The sequence below is a fragment of the Rheinheimera sp. genome (genome assembly GCF_037442525.1).
GTDB lineage: Bacteria > Pseudomonadota > Gammaproteobacteria > Enterobacterales > Alteromonadaceae > Pararheinheimera.
On the sequence record NZ_JBBIQD010000008.1, the window covers coordinates 141,476 to 158,720 of the forward strand.

General features: G+C 53.4%; 14 protein-coding genes. 3 read left to right on the forward strand and 11 right to left on the reverse strand.

Going from position 1 to position 17,245, the window contains the following annotated elements:
• Positions 1-948, reverse strand: coding sequence for a glycoside hydrolase family 43 protein (locus tag WKJ03_RS13030; RefSeq protein ID WP_337842649.1), 948 nt, complete (start codon positions 946-948; stop codon positions 1-3).
• A gap of 26 nt (positions 949-974) precedes the next feature.
• Positions 975-2,360: an MFS transporter gene (locus WKJ03_RS13035; RefSeq protein ID WP_337842650.1), complete on the reverse strand. Its 1,386-nt coding sequence runs from the start codon at positions 2,358-2,360 to the stop codon at positions 975-977.
• Positions 2,361-2,662: 302 nt separating this feature from the next.
• Here WKJ03_RS13035 and WKJ03_RS13040 point away from each other — a divergent pair, with 302 nt between their 5' ends.
• The 3 genes from WKJ03_RS13040 (at position 2,663) to WKJ03_RS13050 (ending at position 7,218) form a co-directional block, all read left to right on the forward strand.
• Positions 2,663-3,682 (forward strand): arabinan endo-1,5-alpha-L-arabinosidase, encoded by a 1,020-nt coding sequence (locus WKJ03_RS13040; protein WP_337842651.1) that lies wholly within the window; start codon positions 2,663-2,665, stop codon positions 3,680-3,682.
• 178 nt (positions 3,683-3,860) lie between these two features.
• Positions 3,861-5,243, forward strand: a complete 1,383-nt coding sequence (locus WKJ03_RS13045; RefSeq protein WP_337842652.1) for a family 43 glycosylhydrolase — start codon at positions 3,861-3,863, stop codon at positions 5,241-5,243.
• Positions 5,244-5,403: 160 nt separating this feature from the next.
• Positions 5,404-7,218 (forward strand): family 43 glycosylhydrolase, encoded by a 1,815-nt coding sequence (locus WKJ03_RS13050; RefSeq protein ID WP_337842653.1) that lies wholly within the window; start codon positions 5,404-5,406, stop codon positions 7,216-7,218.
• 52 nt (positions 7,219-7,270) lie between these two features.
• Here the strand turns inward: WKJ03_RS13050 and WKJ03_RS13055 are convergent, their stop codons facing one another.
• The 9 genes from WKJ03_RS13055 to WKJ03_RS13095 form a co-directional block, all read right to left on the reverse strand.
• A complete protein-coding gene (locus tag WKJ03_RS13055) occupies positions 7,271-7,402 on the reverse strand; it encodes a hypothetical protein (protein WP_337842654.1) in 132 nt (43 codons plus the stop codon).
• A 144-nt stretch (positions 7,403-7,546) separates the two neighbouring features.
• Positions 7,547-9,160 (reverse strand): methyl-accepting chemotaxis protein, encoded by a 1,614-nt coding sequence (locus WKJ03_RS13060; RefSeq protein WP_337842655.1) that lies wholly within the window; start codon positions 9,158-9,160, stop codon positions 7,547-7,549.
• Between the two features lie 50 nt (positions 9,161-9,210).
• Positions 9,211-9,624, reverse strand: a complete 414-nt coding sequence (locus WKJ03_RS13065; protein ID WP_337842656.1) for a phosphate ABC transporter substrate-binding protein — start codon at positions 9,622-9,624, stop codon at positions 9,211-9,213.
• Positions 9,625-9,633: 9 nt separating this feature from the next.
• A complete protein-coding gene (locus WKJ03_RS13070) occupies positions 9,634-10,758 on the reverse strand; it encodes a porin (protein WP_337842657.1) in 1,125 nt (374 codons plus the stop codon).
• Positions 10,759-10,956: 198 nt separating this feature from the next.
• Positions 10,957-12,570 carry an ATP-binding cassette domain-containing protein gene (locus tag WKJ03_RS13075; RefSeq protein WP_337842658.1) on the reverse strand — a complete coding sequence of 538 codons (1,614 nt, stop codon included), beginning with the start codon at positions 12,568-12,570 and terminating at the stop codon, positions 10,957-10,959.
• Positions 12,557-14,293: a thiol reductant ABC exporter subunit CydD gene (gene cydD / locus WKJ03_RS13080; protein ID WP_337842659.1), complete on the reverse strand. Its 1,737-nt coding sequence runs from the start codon at positions 14,291-14,293 to the stop codon at positions 12,557-12,559. The genes WKJ03_RS13075 and cydD overlap by 14 nt, the downstream gene beginning before the upstream one ends.
• Positions 14,290-14,400: a cytochrome bd-I oxidase subunit CydX gene (gene cydX / locus WKJ03_RS13085; RefSeq protein ID WP_337842660.1), complete on the reverse strand. Its 111-nt coding sequence runs from the start codon at positions 14,398-14,400 to the stop codon at positions 14,290-14,292. Before cydX ends, cydD begins: the two co-directional genes overlap by 4 nt.
• A gap of 10 nt (positions 14,401-14,410) precedes the next feature.
• A complete protein-coding gene (gene cydB / locus WKJ03_RS13090; protein WP_337842661.1) occupies positions 14,411-15,547 on the reverse strand; it encodes a cytochrome d ubiquinol oxidase subunit II in 1,137 nt (378 codons plus the stop codon).
• Positions 15,537-17,102, reverse strand: a complete 1,566-nt coding sequence (locus WKJ03_RS13095; protein ID WP_337842662.1) for a cytochrome ubiquinol oxidase subunit I — start codon at positions 17,100-17,102, stop codon at positions 15,537-15,539. Before WKJ03_RS13095 ends, cydB begins: the two co-directional genes overlap by 11 nt.
• Between the last annotated feature and the right edge of the window lie 143 nt (positions 17,103-17,245).

Consider the following 17,245-nt stretch of genomic DNA (forward strand, 5'->3'; position numbering starts at 1 on the left):
TTATTCCTGCATGGACGGGCTGCCAAACACCGGCATGCCGTGCTGATCCCAGCGCAGCGCTTTGACATAGGTATGGCGGTTTGGATCCCAGAGTGGATCGCCGACAATGTCAGTGTAGGTGCGGGCGTGATACACCAGCAAGTCGGTGACACCATCTTCGGCCACCGTAAAGCTGTTATGGCCTGGGCCATAGACTTTGTGTTCAAAACAGCTTCGTAGCACTGGCGTTGGCGATTTATGCCAGCTGGCCGGGTCCATCGGATCGGCGTTTTCATCGGCCCACAACAGGCCCATGGCGTAGTTGGCGTCTGTGGCGCTGGCGGAATAACTGATAAAAAGTTTGCCGTTGCGTTGCAGCACACTGGGGCCTTCGTTCACCCAAAAGCCAATGATCTCCCAGTCGTATTCAGGCTTACTCAGCAGCACTGGCGCGCTGCTGAGGCGATCCGGTGTATCCATGGTGGCGATATACAGGTTACTGTTGCCTTCAATGGCCATGTCTTTTTGGGCCCAGAGGTAATACAGCTGGCCTTTGTGTTCAAAGGTGGTGGCGTCCAGGCAAAAGGTGTCGATGCCGGTGTCAATCTGGCCTAAAAATTCCCAATGGCCTTCGATAGGGTTAGCATCCTGACAGCGGATCACATACATGCGATGCTGAAACAGTTTGTGTTTAATTTCGCGGCTGGGTGCGGCGGCAAAATAGATGTACCAGGCACCCTGGCGGAAATGGATTTCCGGCGCCCAAATCAGCTCTGAATAAGGGCCAGTGTCAGGTTTGAGCCAGGCCGTGACAGGTTCGGCTTGTGGTAATTCGGCGATAGTGCGGGCACGGCGCAGTTCCACCCGGTCATAGGCTGGTACTGAGGCAGTAAAGTAATACCAGCCATCGCTATGGCGGTAAATACAGGGGTCGGCCCGCTGTTCGATCAATGGCTGAAGTAACTGCATAACAACTCCGTTATTGCTCCATGCTGTTAATTGGCACTGACAGTGTTTATCTGCGCAGCCGCTGTATCAGGCTTTGGGCTGACAGGCGCCCCTTGTTGCATATGCAGATAAAAACGGTCGGTAATTTTGTATCTGTACATCAAGAGGCCCATCAGCAAATGAAACAGGCCTGGGATCACCGACAGCATCAGGGCGATACCCAATAAACTGAATTCGGTCTGAGGCTGATCCGGCTGGTAGCCAAAGTACGTCAGCAAGGAGCCCACCATAAAACCGGCAATCCCCATACCGGCCTTTTGACAAAAGGAGATGCCACCAAAGGCCAGGCCTGAAACACGCTGGCCGGATTTGTGTTCGCCGTAATCCACCGCTTCGGCAATGGCCGACCAGAACACTGGTGCATGCAAATCCACCACAAAAGACAGCAGGAAATACAACACAAAGGCCAGCCAGACGTCGCCTGGGCTGACCAGCACAAACAGCAGACCGCTTAGCAGTGCGACCAGGATCTGGCTTTCGCGGAACAGTCTGACCTTGCAGTAACTTTTAGTGATCCAGGTGGACGCCACCATGGCCAGAATCGCGGCCACCACACCGGTGGATAAAAACGCCGACATCAGCGCCGCATCACCGCCCAGATAGTACTTGGCGTAGTAGGCCGCTACTGAGCCGCGAATGACATAACCAATGGTGCCGGTCACACAAACGGCACAGAGCACCAGCCACTGATCGTTTTTCAGCAGTAAGCAGCATTGTTTCCAGAATAGTTTTTTATCCACCTGATGTTGCAGCCGCTCAGTGGTGGTGAAAAAACAAAACAGAAACAGCAGGCTGGCCATAGCGGCCATCAGGCCCATCGCCGCCTGATAGCCGGCCGCCAGGTTTTGTGCATCCCAATACTGCGCCAGCACAGGCACAATAATGGTGACCAGAAAGGCGGCAATTTTGGCGAAAAATAAGCGGTAGCCGTTGGCCGATAGCCGCTCTTTCGGGCAGTCGGTTAACACGCCAATCAGCGAAATATAGGGAATGGTTACTGCCGTAAACATCAGGGTGACAAAGATATAGGTGGCATAGGCCCAGACCAGTTTGCCGTTGTAGTCCAGATCCGGTGTGGAGAAGGTTAAAAACACCGAGATACCAAAAGGGATGGCCATAAACAAAAAGTAATGGCGGTAGCGGCCCCAACGGCTGGTGAATTTATCCGTCAACATGCCCATCAGTGGGTCAGTCACCGCGTCAATCATCCGCACCACTAAAAACAAAAGGGCGATATCTTCCGGCTTTAAACCAAAAATATCTGTGTAGAAAAAAGTAATAATCAGCATCATGGAGGAAATCACCACGTTGACGGCCATATCGCCGGCACCAAAGCCTATTTTCTCCATAACCGACAATTTATAACCGGCCATGTCTGTCCCCTGTTGAGCCCGCTGCACTGGTCTGACGCCGTGCTGTTGAGTGCGGTGTTATATTAAGTCTTATAGTATTACTAATGAAGTTGGTTTGACAAGCCTGTTTGGCTTACGCCAGAACTACTTTGTTTTATGGTTTTATATCAATGGCTTAGCTAATGCTTCTGAAGGGTTTTTCCTGGTGAGCCGCCTGTGTTATCTGAATTGATGAGGCCTTGTCTGCCGACTTTAGATTGGCGAGGCGAAAATCTTGTGTTATTTGTATGACAAATTAAAAAACAGCAACGACAGGGGATCACATGAGAGGGTTTTCGATGGGACTGGCCTTGGCGGTCAGCCTGAGTCTGGGCTGCAGTGAAGCGACGCCTCAGCAGGTCAGCATTCACGACCCCGTGCTGGCCAAACAAAATGGTCAGTATTTTTTATACAGTACAGGGCCTGGTATTACGTTTTACCAATCTGCCGATCTGCAGCACTGGACTCTGGCCGGAAGGGTGTTTGCCACAGAGCCTGACTGGGCAAAGCAGGTGGCGCCGGGGTTTAACGGCCATTTATGGGCACCTGATATCTTCCACTTCCAGGGTAAGTATTACCTGTTTTATTCCGTATCGGCCTTTGGCAAAAACACCTCGGCCATTGGCGTGACGGTCAGCAAATCACTGAACCCGGCCGATGCGGAGTACGGCTGGACCGATCAGGGCATAGTGCTGCAATCCGTGCCTGAGCGGGATTTATGGAACGCGATAGACCCGGCGGTGATTCTGGATGAAGCTGGCGAGCCCTGGATGAGTTTTGGTTCCTTCTGGGCTGGTTTAAAGTTGGTCAGGCTGGATCAAAGCCTGACCAAAGTGGCACAACCTGAACAGTGGGTGACACTGGCAAAAGCAAATCGCCCCTGGCCGTTGGCCGACACTGAACCTGGCCCGGCAGAGCTGGAAGCGCCTTTTATCTATCAGAAGGAAGGGTACTACTACCTCTTTGTGTCTTATGGTAAATGCTGCCGCGGCAAAGACAGCACTTACCACATGGTGGTAGGTCGCTCAAAAAGCCTGCAGGGCCCCTATCTGGATAAAGACGGCAAGCCGATGACTGAAGGCGGTGGCACAGTGCTGCTCAAAGGCACCCCGGATTGGCCTGGCTTGGGCCATAACTCGGTGTATAGGCTGGATGGTAAAGACTACCTGGTTTTCCACGCGTACGAGCAGGCCGACAATGGGTTGCAAAAACTGAAAATTACGGCGCTCGACTGGCAGGACGGCTGGCCAGTGGTGAACCCACAGGACTGGCTGAACTATCAAAGCCAGCTTATTCAGCCTTGAGCCGGCGCCTTTCCATAACATCCCTGAGGCCGCCAGCACCAGGGCTCTCTGCCGCATCCTCTGCAGAATTTTTCCTGTGCAGTTTGCATTCAGGCTGAACTCAACTAGGTTACTTAGTTGTTATGATAATACAAATCATGGCGCTACAAAAAAGATAACCAAAACGAGGACAGACGATATGCAACAACTGCACAGGCCGTTGCTCGGCCTTTTTCTGCTCTGGTTCAGTGCTTTTAGCCTGAATTCGGCTGCCATTGGCATCACCGGCGTGCCTAACTCGCATGACCCGGCCGGGCTGATCAAAGATGGCGACACCTATTTTCATTTCACCACAGGGGCAGGGATCTGGTATTCCACCTCGACCAATCTGACGCACTGGACTGCAGGACCAGGCCCGGTGTTTCCCAGTGGCTGGCCGTCCTGGATTAACAGCGCAGTGCCAGGCTTCAGTGGCTCGTTCTGGGCGCCGGATCTGATCCAGATGAAAGGGTATTACTACCTGTATTATTCGGTATCGACCTTTGGCAGTTCGCGTTCGGCCATAGGTGTGGCCCGCAGCCCGTCCCTGAAGAACCCAAGCTGGCAGGATTTAGGTATGGTGGTCAGTTCCAGTGGGGCTGCTACCGACATCAATGCGATAGACCCTGCGTTGTTTCGTGATCATGATGGCCGGATTTATATGAGTTACGGCTCCTTTTTTGCTGGCATTGGTCTGGTGGAAATCAACCCGGCTACCGGCAAAACACTGGGCAATGTGCAGCACCTTTATGGCGGCAACCACCAGAGCATTGAAGCGCCTTATATCAGCCGGCAGGGCAATTACTATTACCTCTACATCAACAGAGGCGCTTGTTGCCAGGGCAGTAACAGCAGCTATTACATTCAGGTAGCCAGGGCCAGTTCAGTCTGGGGACCTTACCAGGATGAACGCGCACTGTTGCCCAACCAAAGCGGACAATACAAAGGGCCTGGCCATGTCGGTGTGCTCAAAGACAGTGGTTGTCAGTATGTGTCCACTCATTATTACGATCTGAACGACAACGGCAATGCCAAACTGGATCTGCTGAAAATGAGTTTCAGCAATGGCTGGCCCAGCCTCAGCCGTAGTTTTTCGGTGGCGTCCTGCGGCGGTATCAGCGAAGGCAGCTATCGGATCAAAGCCCGGCACAGCGGCAAATACCTGACGCTGGATAACGCCAGCACCAGCAATGGTGCCAATATAGAGCAGAATGCTTTGAGCACGGGCCTGCATCAACAATGGCAGTTGATCAGTCTGGGTGATGGCAGCTACAGCCTGATCAACAGCCACAGTAGTCAGGCGCTGGATGTCTGGGAAATGTCGACTGCCGCCGGCGCCAATATTGCGCAGTGGCCTTATTGGGGGGGAACAGGTCAGAAGTGGACTCTTGAGGATGCTGGTGCTGGTTATGTCCGCATCCGCTCGGTATTAAGTGGTCTGGTGCTGGATGTCAGCGGTGCCAGTACGGCCAATGATGCCAATGTTGTGCAATGGAACCAGACTGGCGGCAGCAATCAGCAGTGGTTGCTTGAACGCCTTTAGTCTTTGATATTTCTAAAAAAGGGCGGCTTCGGCGGCCCTCTTGTGTTATATGGGTTGCTGATTTATTTTATAGCGGTATTGTATTACAAATAAAATCGCAGGCTGATCACAGCCGCCAGCGCCTTGCCGACAAGGCCAATGACACAGGGGATAGTTGGATATGAAATTGACCAGCCTGGGTTGGGCCATTGGCCTTGCCCTCTCGCTCCAGGCCTGCACACCAGCGCAACAAGCCACTGAACCAGCCGCTGCTGCGCCAGAACCTGTGGCCAGTGTTCCTGAAGCAAGCAGCCAGCAGTTTACCAACCCGCTGTTTGTCAACGGTGCCGACCCCTGGCTGGAATACTGGAATGGCAACTACTACCTGACTACGACCACCTGGACCTCGCAACTGGTGATGCGTAAATCACCGACTTTGGCGGGTCTGGCAACCGCGACGCCGGTCAATGTCTGGTCTGAAACCAACCCGAAAAGTTGCTGCAATTTCTGGGCTTTTGAATTTCACCGCCTGCAGGGACCCAGTGGCCCGCGCTGGTACCTGATGTACACCTCAGGCACACAGGAAAACCTGGATGGTCAGCATTTGTCGGTGCTGGAAAGTGCCGGCGATGATCCTATGGGGCCATACAGCTACAAAGGCTCGCCGATGCCGGACAGCTGGAATATCGATGGCAACTATCTGGCGCACAATGGCAAGTTGTACCTGCTCTGGTCGGAGTGGGTGGGGGATGAGCAGCTCAATTGGATCAGTGAAATGTCCAACCCCTGGACCTTAACCGGTGAGCGCATGGTCTTGTCGCGCCCGGAGCTGCCCTGGGAGCAATCCGGACGCAAAGTGAACGAGGGGCCGGAAGTGCTGAAACACCAGGGCCGTACCTTTGTGGTGTATTCCGCCAGCTTCTGCGACACCCCGGATTACAAGCTGGGTGTGCTGGAATTAACTGGCGATAATCCAATGAGCCCGGCCGCCTGGAAAAAATATGACCAGCCGTTTTTTGAACGTACTGACGATGTCTATGGACCTGGTCATAATGGGTTCTTTACATCACCGGATGGGACTGAGCGCTGGCTGGTGTATCACGGCAATAATAAGGAGACGGACGGCTGCGGGGCCAGCCGCTCGGTGCGGGCTCAGCCGTTCAGTTTTGACGACAGTGGTCTGCCGCTGTTTGGCAAACCAGTGCCGGAAGGCAGGGCCGTGACCGCTCCCAGTGGGGAGAACGGGCCTTTAGTGGTGCGGCCGGAAGGAATCCGTTGGGCCCTGCGTCTGAATGACACAGAGTGCATGACTTATAGCGGTGCCGGCGGTTGTGACCAGAGCCATTGGGTGCTGGACCCAACAACAGCAGGCCGCTACCGACTGGTCAGCGAGGAAGGTCTGGTACTCAATGCCGATTTAACGACAGGACCCTGGCTGAACAGTGCGGCACAGCAGTGGCAACTGCTGCCTGCAGGAACAGCTGGCTGGCAACTGGAAAACAGTGCGACGCAGCAAAAGTTGAGCCTGCCATGCCAGGGCGGCCAATGCGCTGAGCTGCGGTTGTTGCCACAAGGCGTCACAGTGCTCAGCAGCCGTCAAAGCGGCAAAGTGCTTTCCAGCTCCGGCTGTGAACTGAAAGCAGGGGTAACTCTGACGCAGCACAGCTGGGATGGTTCGGCCTGTCAGTTGTGGCTATGGCAGAATGCAGAGCAGGGCATGCTGCTTAAACCAGCTCAAGCGCCAGATCTTTGTGCCCAGGTCCATGCAAATTCATTGTCGGCAGGTGCGGAGCTGGTGTTGGGCAGTTGCGAAGCTAAAGCGGCGGTCTGGACAATGCAGCATCAATCCAATGGGGCTGTGGTATTGCAGTCAGTGCACAGCCAGCAGGTACTGGATTTACCAAGTTGCGCACTGGCAGAGGACAGAGTGCTGCGTCAGGCGCCAGCCGAAGCTGACAGCTTATGCCAGCAATTTTATCTGCGGGAACCTGACTGACTTAAGCGCACAACAAAGCCGGGATCGAACTCTTCTGATCAGATCAGCAGTTTTAGTTATAACCCAGTTCCACTATGGCTTCAGCTTCGTCCGGTTCATCGGCCGGAGGTAAAGTTAATTCGCCTTCTGGGGTGGGCAAAGAACGCCAGGCATCACTATGGCCCGGCGGCAGAGTCTGTTGCATTTTTTATCCTTAATGATAAATGTGTTATTGTAATACAAATTGAGCTGGGTGAATTTTAGGCATAATACCGGCAATTTGCAAGGGAAATGGCTGGCAGGAAAAAAACAAAGCCGGCAGATGCCGGCTTCAAAAACAGAGATGAAGTTACTCTTTAAACTTCGACGCCACCTGGTGCAGGTCACCAGCTAACTGACGCAGTTGGTCCGAAATATGGGCGACAGTTTGTTGCACTTCAATGGTCCGGCTGAACGAGGCGGCCATCTGGTGGGTGTTGTCCAAAACCTGGCTGGCGACCATAGTTTGCTCTTCAGTCGCGGTGGCGATTTGCGCATTCAGCAGGTTGATCTTGTCGATTTCCTGGTGAATTTGTTCAATGGAGCCACCGGCTTCCGAGGTCAGCTCCGCACTGTCATGGGCCCTGTTGACCGCCTTATCCATCAGTTTGACCGCGCTGTCGACATTTTGAGTCAGCTTGGCCAGCAGTTCGCGAATGGTGGTCACTGAGGCCGCAGTGCGGGATGACAACAACCGCACTTCGTCTGCGACCACGGCAAAACCCCGGCCTTGTTCGCCTGCCCGCGCTGCCTCAATAGCGGCGTTTAAGGCCAGCAGGTTGGTCTGATCGGCAATGTCATTGATGCTTTTTAAAATACCGCCCACTTCCTGGGTTTGTTGCGCCAGCTCTGTAATAACCTGGCTGGTCTGGGCTATTTCGCTGGCCAGTGCTTTGGACGCCTGCACAGAGGTGGTGGTTTTTTGCAGACCGGACTTCGCCAACTGGCTGGCATCGTTGGCACTGCCAGACGCTGCGACCGCAGACTGGCTGATATCACCAACACTGCTTTGCATTTCTTCCATCGACTGGGACACAGTGACCGCATCGTTTTTCTGCTGGCCAGCCATCCGGTCCAACTCACGCATGCCTTCGGCCAGTTGATCGGCATTGCGGCTCAGCGGATCCACCAGGTTGGCGATCGATAAAAATGAGTTTTGTAACAAGGCTATAAAGTTATTGAAATTGTGCGCCACTGCGCCGAATTCATCCTGGGAGTCAATAGGCAGGCGGCTGGACAATGAACCTTTGCCTGATGCCAACACTTCCAGCGAACTGGCCAGATTGTTTGCTGCATTGCTGATTGCACGGCCTATCACATGACCTACGGCTGCCATCGCCAGTAACAACAGGCTGCCTGCCACAATCACAATGGTGACTGAGCGGGTGGAGGTTTCATCCATATCGACCAAAACGCCCTGGAAGTTATGGTCAGTCTGGGTCCCATAAGCTTCAAATGCTGCTTTGGCTTTTTCATAGAGCTGGGTTTTTTCCTGCACTTTCTTCGGCGCTTCGGCTAAATCCAGGGTGCCGTCGATCATCGACTGGGCTATGGCGTTGGCGGCTGCTGAATACTCTGAAAACATCTGCTCCAAGGTATTGAGCTGACTGATATTGCCGGTATCCAGCTGCTTTAATTTCGCCAGGTTGGCCAGTACCCGTTCCCGGGTATTTTGTGCTGTGGCCAAAATATCAGGATCGGATAAGGACACCGCCTGAGTAAAAAACTCCTCGACCGCGTTAAACTCGACAACGGTCTGAGAGGCCAGTTTGGCACTGTCGTACATGGTGTCTTTCAGCAGGTTAATGTTACCGCCATTGCGGGCGGTAAAATAAATCGACGAACTCAGAACTATTAAAAAGGCCAGGATAGCTATGGCAATAATCAGCCAGATCTTTTTCAGCAAACTCAGGTGTTTCAGCATAATGAGTGTCCACACTGCAAAAAGCGGGTGCAAGGCACCCGCTATGGGCTTCAGTTCAGCGTCAGGGCAACTTTGACATTGGCATTGACGGCACCGGCACTGACATAACCAATGGCTCCCGGTGTCTTGGCCACGTAATCCAGAACTTCCTGTTCAGAAGCCAGTTCTTTAGGGGGTGTGCCTTTGCCGGTGAATACCAGTTTAGACCAATAGGCTTTCATCTGGCTGGATGAGCGGCCCAGGGCTTTTTGGTCAAAATCAGCTCTGACAGCGACTGAGTCGGCCAGATTCACGGCTTCAGCGGCTTTGCCATCGGCAAAGCTTTTACTGCGGCCGGTGTAAATTTTATTCAGGTCATCCTGGCTGACAGCGGCGCCATTGGATGGATGAACGATCACTGCCACGTTGGCAAATGCGGCCACACTGATGCTCAGCGCTGCAGCTGCGAAGATAGTTTTCAGCATAAGTTCTCCTTAGAACACCAGGTCGACGCCAAGAACCAGGGCTCTGTCGTCCCGGTCCAGGGTTTTGTTGTCGGCATCACTGTACTGAACTTTCAGCGCAGCTGAAGGGTGGAAATCATAGCGGATCCCCAGATTGATGGTGGTGCGGTCCAGCTCCAGGCTTTCGACCAGACCGGCGACCGGCGCATACACAGGCGATGCGACTGGCAGGGCCGCATAAATCTCCCGTTTGGCGTTATTGTCTTCATTTTCGTACGAGATATAAGGTGTGAAGCTTTCAAAACGGTAGCCTAAAGAGGCATACCAGGATTCCTGGTCAGAAATAAAGGAGTTATCGACCTGGGCTTTGGTGATTTCAGTGACAAAGACAATGTTGTTTTTGTCGACGCTGAAACTGACCCCTGTGAACGAGCTGCTTTCGTCCTGTACGTCGAGCTGGGCTGCCAAAGCACCCAAACCAAAACCTGTCAGCTGTGCCATAAAGCTATCAAAATCGGCCTGACTGAAAGTGGTTTTTCCCACCAGATACGCGGCCCTTAAATTGTAACCGTCATAACCTAAATCCCAGGCCAAACCGGCAATATTGTCGATTTTGGCGTTTGCCACTTCACTGGTAATCTGAGCTTCGCCATCATAGCTGCCCATAATCAGTTGCAGGTTGGAATCAAAGATGCCAAGTGTGGTGTTGTGGTACAACGAAGCACCTTCAATGGTGTCGAAACCCAGGCCATAGACACTTTGTGGCACCCGTGACCAGTCGTAGGCATAACCTACATCACGAAAATCCGAGTACTTGTAAAAAGGCGTGCGCAAACGGCCAGCATTGACCCGCAACTCGTCGGTTAAGTCATAACTTAAAAAAGCCCACTCAAAGCCGACATCCCAGTCCTCAGTGCCGCGGCCTAACAGCTGAGCTGTGACCGACAGTTTGTCGCCGAGGTCTGATTTAATCTGCAATGCAGCCAGGCTTTCATTTTTAAAATCCAGTGTGTCGTCATAACCGTAAAGAGACTCATCGCTGCCCAGTGTCATGCCGGCTTTGATGGACGCAAAGCCATTGATTTCCACTTCGGCCTGTGCCGGATTCCAGCAGGCGGCAGTGATCAGCGCAGCCAACAGAGAACGTTTTAGCATACCTTATCCTCATCGTGTTCAAAGTAAGGCCCAAGAGCCCATGCTAACTAAAGATCGATCGTCCCTGATTATTGTTTTTACTGAAAATAAATTTAATACCTGGAGTAAAGCAGACGCTTAAGCACCCATTAACGGTTAGTATAAATTTTTTATAAATCAAAGGATAGATATTTTTATCAAATTTATCGTTTTTATCGTTTAGTTGGTCAGGTCCAGAATGGATAAAGTTTTTTGGCCCTGTGGTTTCTGGTGACTGGCAATGAGGAGGATGCCATTGAACCTGTTCAGGCAAGCTTCCACGGCCCTGACACTTTCGGCGTCCAACCCCGTATAAGGTTCGTCTACCAGCAGTACTTTGGGTTGTTGCAGTAAAGCCCTTGCCAACGCCAGTCGTTTGGCCTGACCACCGGAAACGGAGGTGCCGTATTCCCCCATCAGGGTGTGCAAGCCCTTGGGTAACTGGCTGAACCAGTCTGCAAGACCTAACTGGTATAACAAGGTGGTCATTTGCTCCGCAGTGGCCTTGGGATTCCCCAGCCGTAAGTTTGCAGCAAGGCTTTGGTTAAATAAGGTGACATGCTGTGGTACCAGGGCTATCTGCTGTCGCAAGGCCGGGGCATGTTCCGGCTTGACCTGGTGCTGGTTGAGCCAGATCTGGCCAGACAAAGCGGGCAGCCAGCCGCTCAGTGTGTAGAGCAGCGCTGATTTGCCGCTGCCCGATCGGCCTTGCAGCCATAAGCAATCGCCTGGAGCCAAATCGATATCTCTGCAGCGGACAGATTGAGCACTGCCGGGGTAGCCTGCGTTCAGTTGCCGCCAGCGCAGCTGATGGACAGACAGGGGCAGAGGTGGCACAGCGGGCTGATACTGTTGCAGATTTAACCTGGACAGTGCCGCTTTGGCCTGAGCGAGGCTTTGATAGAGAGTGAGCAATGGCAGATGCAACTCCAGCAGTACAAAAAGGCCCAGCAGGCAGCCGACCAGAGCGGGTAAATCATCCCGGGTCTGCTGCTGTTGCAGTAACAGGGTTGAGGCGGCGCATAAAAAGCCAAAACTCAGGGCCACTTGCAGCAATAAATCGCATAACTTCTGTCGGTACAGCTGTTGCTGATATCGCTGTTCTAACCGCAGGCAGCAGCTGGTCAGGGATTGGCCATGTAACTGCAACAGAGGGGTCTGTTGCAGTGGGTTCAGTAATCCGGGGCGTCGTTGCTGATCCAGATGCTCAAGTTGTCTTGCGCTGGAAAAAGCCAGGCTGTTCAGCAAGCCAAGCAACAGATAAAGCAGTATCAGTGCCATGCCAAACCAAGGCAGCACCTTGGGAAACCAGCAGGCCACCAGAGCCAGCCAGCAGAGACTGATCAGCACAGCCCAGCCTATGGGCAATAAAAACCGTAAAGGCCACATATCCAGGCGGTCTATATCTCTCAGCAGAGTGTTCAGCAGGTTGGCAGATTGCTGTTCCTGGCAGGGGCGCGCGGTGGACAAAAACCTTTGCATAAACCAGAGCCGTAGCTGATGCAAAACAGTCAGCACAGCCTGATGCGACAGCAGCCGCTCGCCATAACGTCCGGCGGTACGGGTCAGGGCGGACAAACGGATCAGCGCCGCCGGACTGAAATAATTAAAACTGCCGGCGTTTGCCAGCTGCAGGCCTGCCAGTGCACAGGCACTTAAAAACCAGCCGGAGACCGTCATCAGGCCAAAGGCTGCCAAGGTGGACAACAAGCCGGCCATCAACGCCAGTGCCCAGAATTTCGGCTCCGCAGCCAACAAACTGCCCAATTTCAGGGGGGATTCAGGCTTCAGCATCGTCAGGCTCCAGTTCTTCCAATGCGCCATACCAGTGTTGTTGTCTGGCCTGCTGCACTGTGCCCTGCCAGCTCAGCCGTCCGGCCTCGAAGTAACAGACCTGGTCCAACCACTCCAGGCCGTCGAGCTGATGGGTGGCCAGCAATAAGGTTTTGCCCTGGCTCAGGCAGTTTAACTGCTGTTGCAGTTGCCGCTGCTGCGTTTTGCCCAGCATTGAAAAGGGTTCATCCAGCAGCCAGTAGAGCGCTGGCTTCAGTAAAGCTCTGGCGTAGGCCAGGCGCTGCAGTTGCCCGCCCGAAAGTCCAAGCCCGGCTTCTCCGAGCTCAAATTCAAGCCCTTGCGGTAACTGCTGCAAGAATTCCAGGCATTGGCTGTTTTCTAAGGCGGTCAGCAGCTCATACTCGTCATAGTCGCGGCACAACAAATTCTGTCTGATGCTGCCAGTCTGCCATGGACTCTGTTGAGGCAGGAACAGAAGTTGCTGGCGCCACCTGGTCAGTTCCAGTTCCGACAGACGATGGGGGCCGAGCCAGATCTGTTGGCTCAGTTCAGGTTCGTATCCGAGCACTAATTCCAGCACCGAGCTTTTGCCAGACCCACTGCGACCCATCAATGCCACACGCTGGCCTGATTGGATAGTCAGCTGCAATGGCGCCAGACGGGCAGGTCGCTCAGGCGCGCTGAAAAAGGCGGTGGTGGCAAAATGCAGTGGCTGTGGCTCTGCAGCAGGCATGGTCCCGCCACCCTGCTGTACTTGAAGCTGCAACAGTGGCTTCAGGCTTTGCCAGGCGGCGACGGCCTGAGCTTTGGCATGGTAGTCGCTGCCCAGCTGGCGCAGCGGTGCATAAAATTCAGGGGCTAATAACAAAATAAACAAGGCATTCTGATAAGGCACAGGTACCTGCTGTTTGGCCCAGGGCAATTCACCCAACAGACCCAGCCCCAGATACAAAGCGACAAAGGCAATGGCCAAAGCTGACAGCAATTCCAGCACCGCACCGGATAAAAAGGCTTTTTGCAGCACTTTCATGGTACGGCGACGGTACTGTGCACTGGCCTCATCCAATTGCTGCAGCACCTGATCTTCAGCAGCCAACAGTTTGATTTGGGCGAAACCACGCAAAAACTCCAGGAAACGGCCACCCAGCAGCCCCAGTGCTTTGATTTGACGCTGGCTTTCCTGCGCTGCTTTTTTCCCCAATAAAATCATAAAGAGTGGGATCAGCGGTGCTGTCACTAGCAGCAGGCCAGCAGCAAAGGGGCTGAAAAAAGCGGTTGCAGTTGCAATCAGCAGCGGCGTCAGCACAACCAGCCAGAGTTGTGGCCAATAGCGGCTAAGGTAAGGATCCAGCGCGTCCACCTGTTCCAGTAACAAGGTGGAGAGCTCACCATCATTGCCCACCAGAGTGCGGCGGGGGCCAGCAAGCTCCAGCTGCTGCAGCAGCTGCTGTTGCAAGTGTTGCCGTGCCTGCTGGCTGACATGCATGGCCTGTAAGTCTTTCAGCGCCAGCAGCACTGTGCGGCCGAGCCAGCACAGAATAAACCAAAGGCTATCGGTCAGGCTGATGGCAACTCCGGCAAACCACTGGCCACAACACCAGGCCAGCCACCAGCACTGCAGCAGCAACAGCAGTGTCGCCAGTGTTCCGGCGAGCACGGAAAAACAAAGGCCAGCCCGGTAAGGGGCCAGCCAGTCTTTTAGCTCGGACACAGAGTGATTCACTCGCCGTCCTTGTCATCCGGGTAACCGTTCAGCTCCAGCCACATCGCATTGATAATGCCAAAAGAGCAGGCCAGTAAAACGCCGAGGATCCAGGTGAAATACCACATAATCAGCTCCTTAATACAGGGAATGCGGGTTGTTGTTGATGCTGTCCTGGTTTAACCGGCCAAACATTTTGTAATAGCTCCAGCAGGTGTAAGCCAAAACGATCGGCACAAAGATGCAGGCGACAACAAACATGATTTTCAGTGTCAGTTCGCTGGAGGTGGCATCCCACATGGTCAGGCTGTGATCCGGCCTGCTGCTGGACGGCATAATAAAGGGGAACATGGCCACCCCGCAGGTCATAATAACCCCGGTCATCGCCAATGAAGAGGCGACAAAGGCTTGCCAGGCTTTGGCGGCTTTGCTCAACAGTGCCGAGAGCAAAAAGGACGCTACACCCAAGGCCGGGAATAGCCACAACAGCGGGGTACTGTTGAAGTTAGCCAGCCAGGCTCCAGGGCTGATTTGCACACTTTTACTGACCGCATTATTGATGGCGTTGTGATCCAGGGGGCTGGTCAGCTGATAGCCCATTCCTGCAGCCGATAACCAGACACCAGCCAGCACAAACAGCAGAGCAGCAAATAAAGCCGAGCCCCACGCGACAGTTTCTGCCCGCTGACGCAGCGGAGCTTCGGTTTTCATTTGCAGGTAAGTGGCGCCCTGATTGATAAACATCAGCAGGCTGAGCACACCAACCAGCAAGGCAAAAGGGTTCAGCAGTGCCAGAAATGACCCTGTGTAATGGATACGCAGCAGTTCATCGAAGTGAAAAGGCACGCCCTGCAGCAGATTGCCAAAGGCCACACCGAAGATCACAGGCGGAATGGCCGATCCTGCTGTCAGCGCCCAGTCCCAGTTACTGCGCCAGCGTGGGCTCTCCAGTTTGGAGCGGTAATCAAAGCCGATGGGCCGCAAAAACAATGCCGCCAGAGTGGTCATCATCGCCAGGTAAAAGCCGCTGAAGGCGGTGGCGTACACAGGCGGCCAGGCGGCGAATAAGGCGCCACCAGCGGTGATCAGCCACACCTGGTTACCATCCCAGTGCGGGGCGACGGCGTTAATCATGACCCGGCGTTCGGTGTCATCTTTCCCTATCACTTTCAGTAAGGCGCCGACCCCCATATCAAAACCGTCGGTAATGGCAAAACCAATCAGTAACACACCAACCAGTAACCACCAGATAAAACGCAGAAATTCATAGTCCATGGTTAACCCCCTGCAGATCCTGTTCGTGATGATAGTTGCCTGTATGCAGTGAAGACGGGCCTTTGCGGGCAAAATGCTGCATCAGATACACTTCAATGATAAGAAAAATGGTGTAGAGCAAGGTGATTGCGCCCAGACTGAACCAGACTTCGCCGACACTCAGCTGCGATGCCGCCAGATGGGTCGGTAAAATTTCACCCACAGCCCAGGGCTGACGGCCGTATTCGGCAACAAACCAACCGGCTTCACAGGCAATCCAGGGCAAAGGCAGAGAGAATATGGCCGCTTTGAGTAACCACTTGGGTTTGTCCATGGTGCGCCTGGCGCTGTGGTAAAAGGCGGCGGCAAATACCAGCAACATGATAAATCCGCTGGCCACCATAATACGGAAACTCCAGAACATGGGGGCCACTTTAGGCACGCTGTGCTCCACCGCCTGGTCAATCTGTGCTGCAGTGGCCTGGGTCGGGTCTTCTGTATAAGCCGTCAACAGCAAACCATAGCCCAGATCTTTTTTCACGGCATCAAAGGCGGTTCTGGTTTCAATACTGTCATCTCCGGCGCGCAGCTGTTTCAGCAGGCCATAGGCCTGTTGCCCGTTGAGAATACGCTCACGGTGCTGTTGTTTCAGCTCGGCAATACCTGTGACGGGTTTATCCAGTGAGCGGGTCGCAATCAGGCCTAAGGCGCCGGGAATTTTCAGCGCGTAGTCGGTGCTTTGGGTGTCTTCATTAGGCAGTCCAAAGACGGTAAATGCAGCTGGGGCTTCATGGGTTTTCCATTCGGCTTCGACTGCCGCCAGTTTGGTTTTCTGGACGTCGCCGAGTTCATAACCGGATTCATCACCCAGAACTATGACAGACAATGCACTGGCCAGGCCAAAAGCGGAGGCAATGGCAAAACTGCGACGGGCAAAAGCCAGATCCCGGCCTTTCAGTAAATACCAGGCAGAAATTGCCAGCACAAAGATGGCGCCTGTGACATAGCCGGCGGACACCGTATGGACAAATTTTACCTGGGCCACCGGATTAAAAATGACTTCGGTGAAGCTGGTCATTTCCATGCGCATGGTCTGGTAATTAAACTCAGCACCCACAGGGTGTTGCATCCAGCCGTTCGCGATCAGGATCCAAAGCGCCGACAGGTTCGACCCCAGGGCAACCAGCCAGGTCACCACTAAATGCTGGACTTTGGACAAGCGATCCCAGCCAAAGAAAAACAGCCCGACCAATGTGGATTCGAGGAAAAACGCCATCAGACCTTCAATGGCCAGCGGGGCCCCAAAGATATCCCCGACATAATGTGAATAATAAGACCAGTTGGTGCCAAACTGGAATTCCATCGCAATACCTGTGGTGACCCCCAGCGCGAAGTTAATGGCAAAAAGTTTGCCCCAGAATTTAGTCATATCACGGTAAATTTCTTTCCCCGTCATCACGTACACAGATTCCATAATGGCAAGTAAAAAGGTCATGCCAAGGGTCAGGGGAACAAACAAAAAGTGGTACATTGCAGTTGCAGCAAACTGCAACCTGGAAAGTTCTACAACATCCATCGGAGGGCTCCTGTAAACGGATTGATGGGCATACAATTGGCTAAAACAGCGACAGCTGCTGTTAGTTAAGTTCAATGTACTGATTTCAGTCGCTACGGATCTTGATAAAGATCAAGGTTCTGGACAGGCTGAGTTTAGTTAAA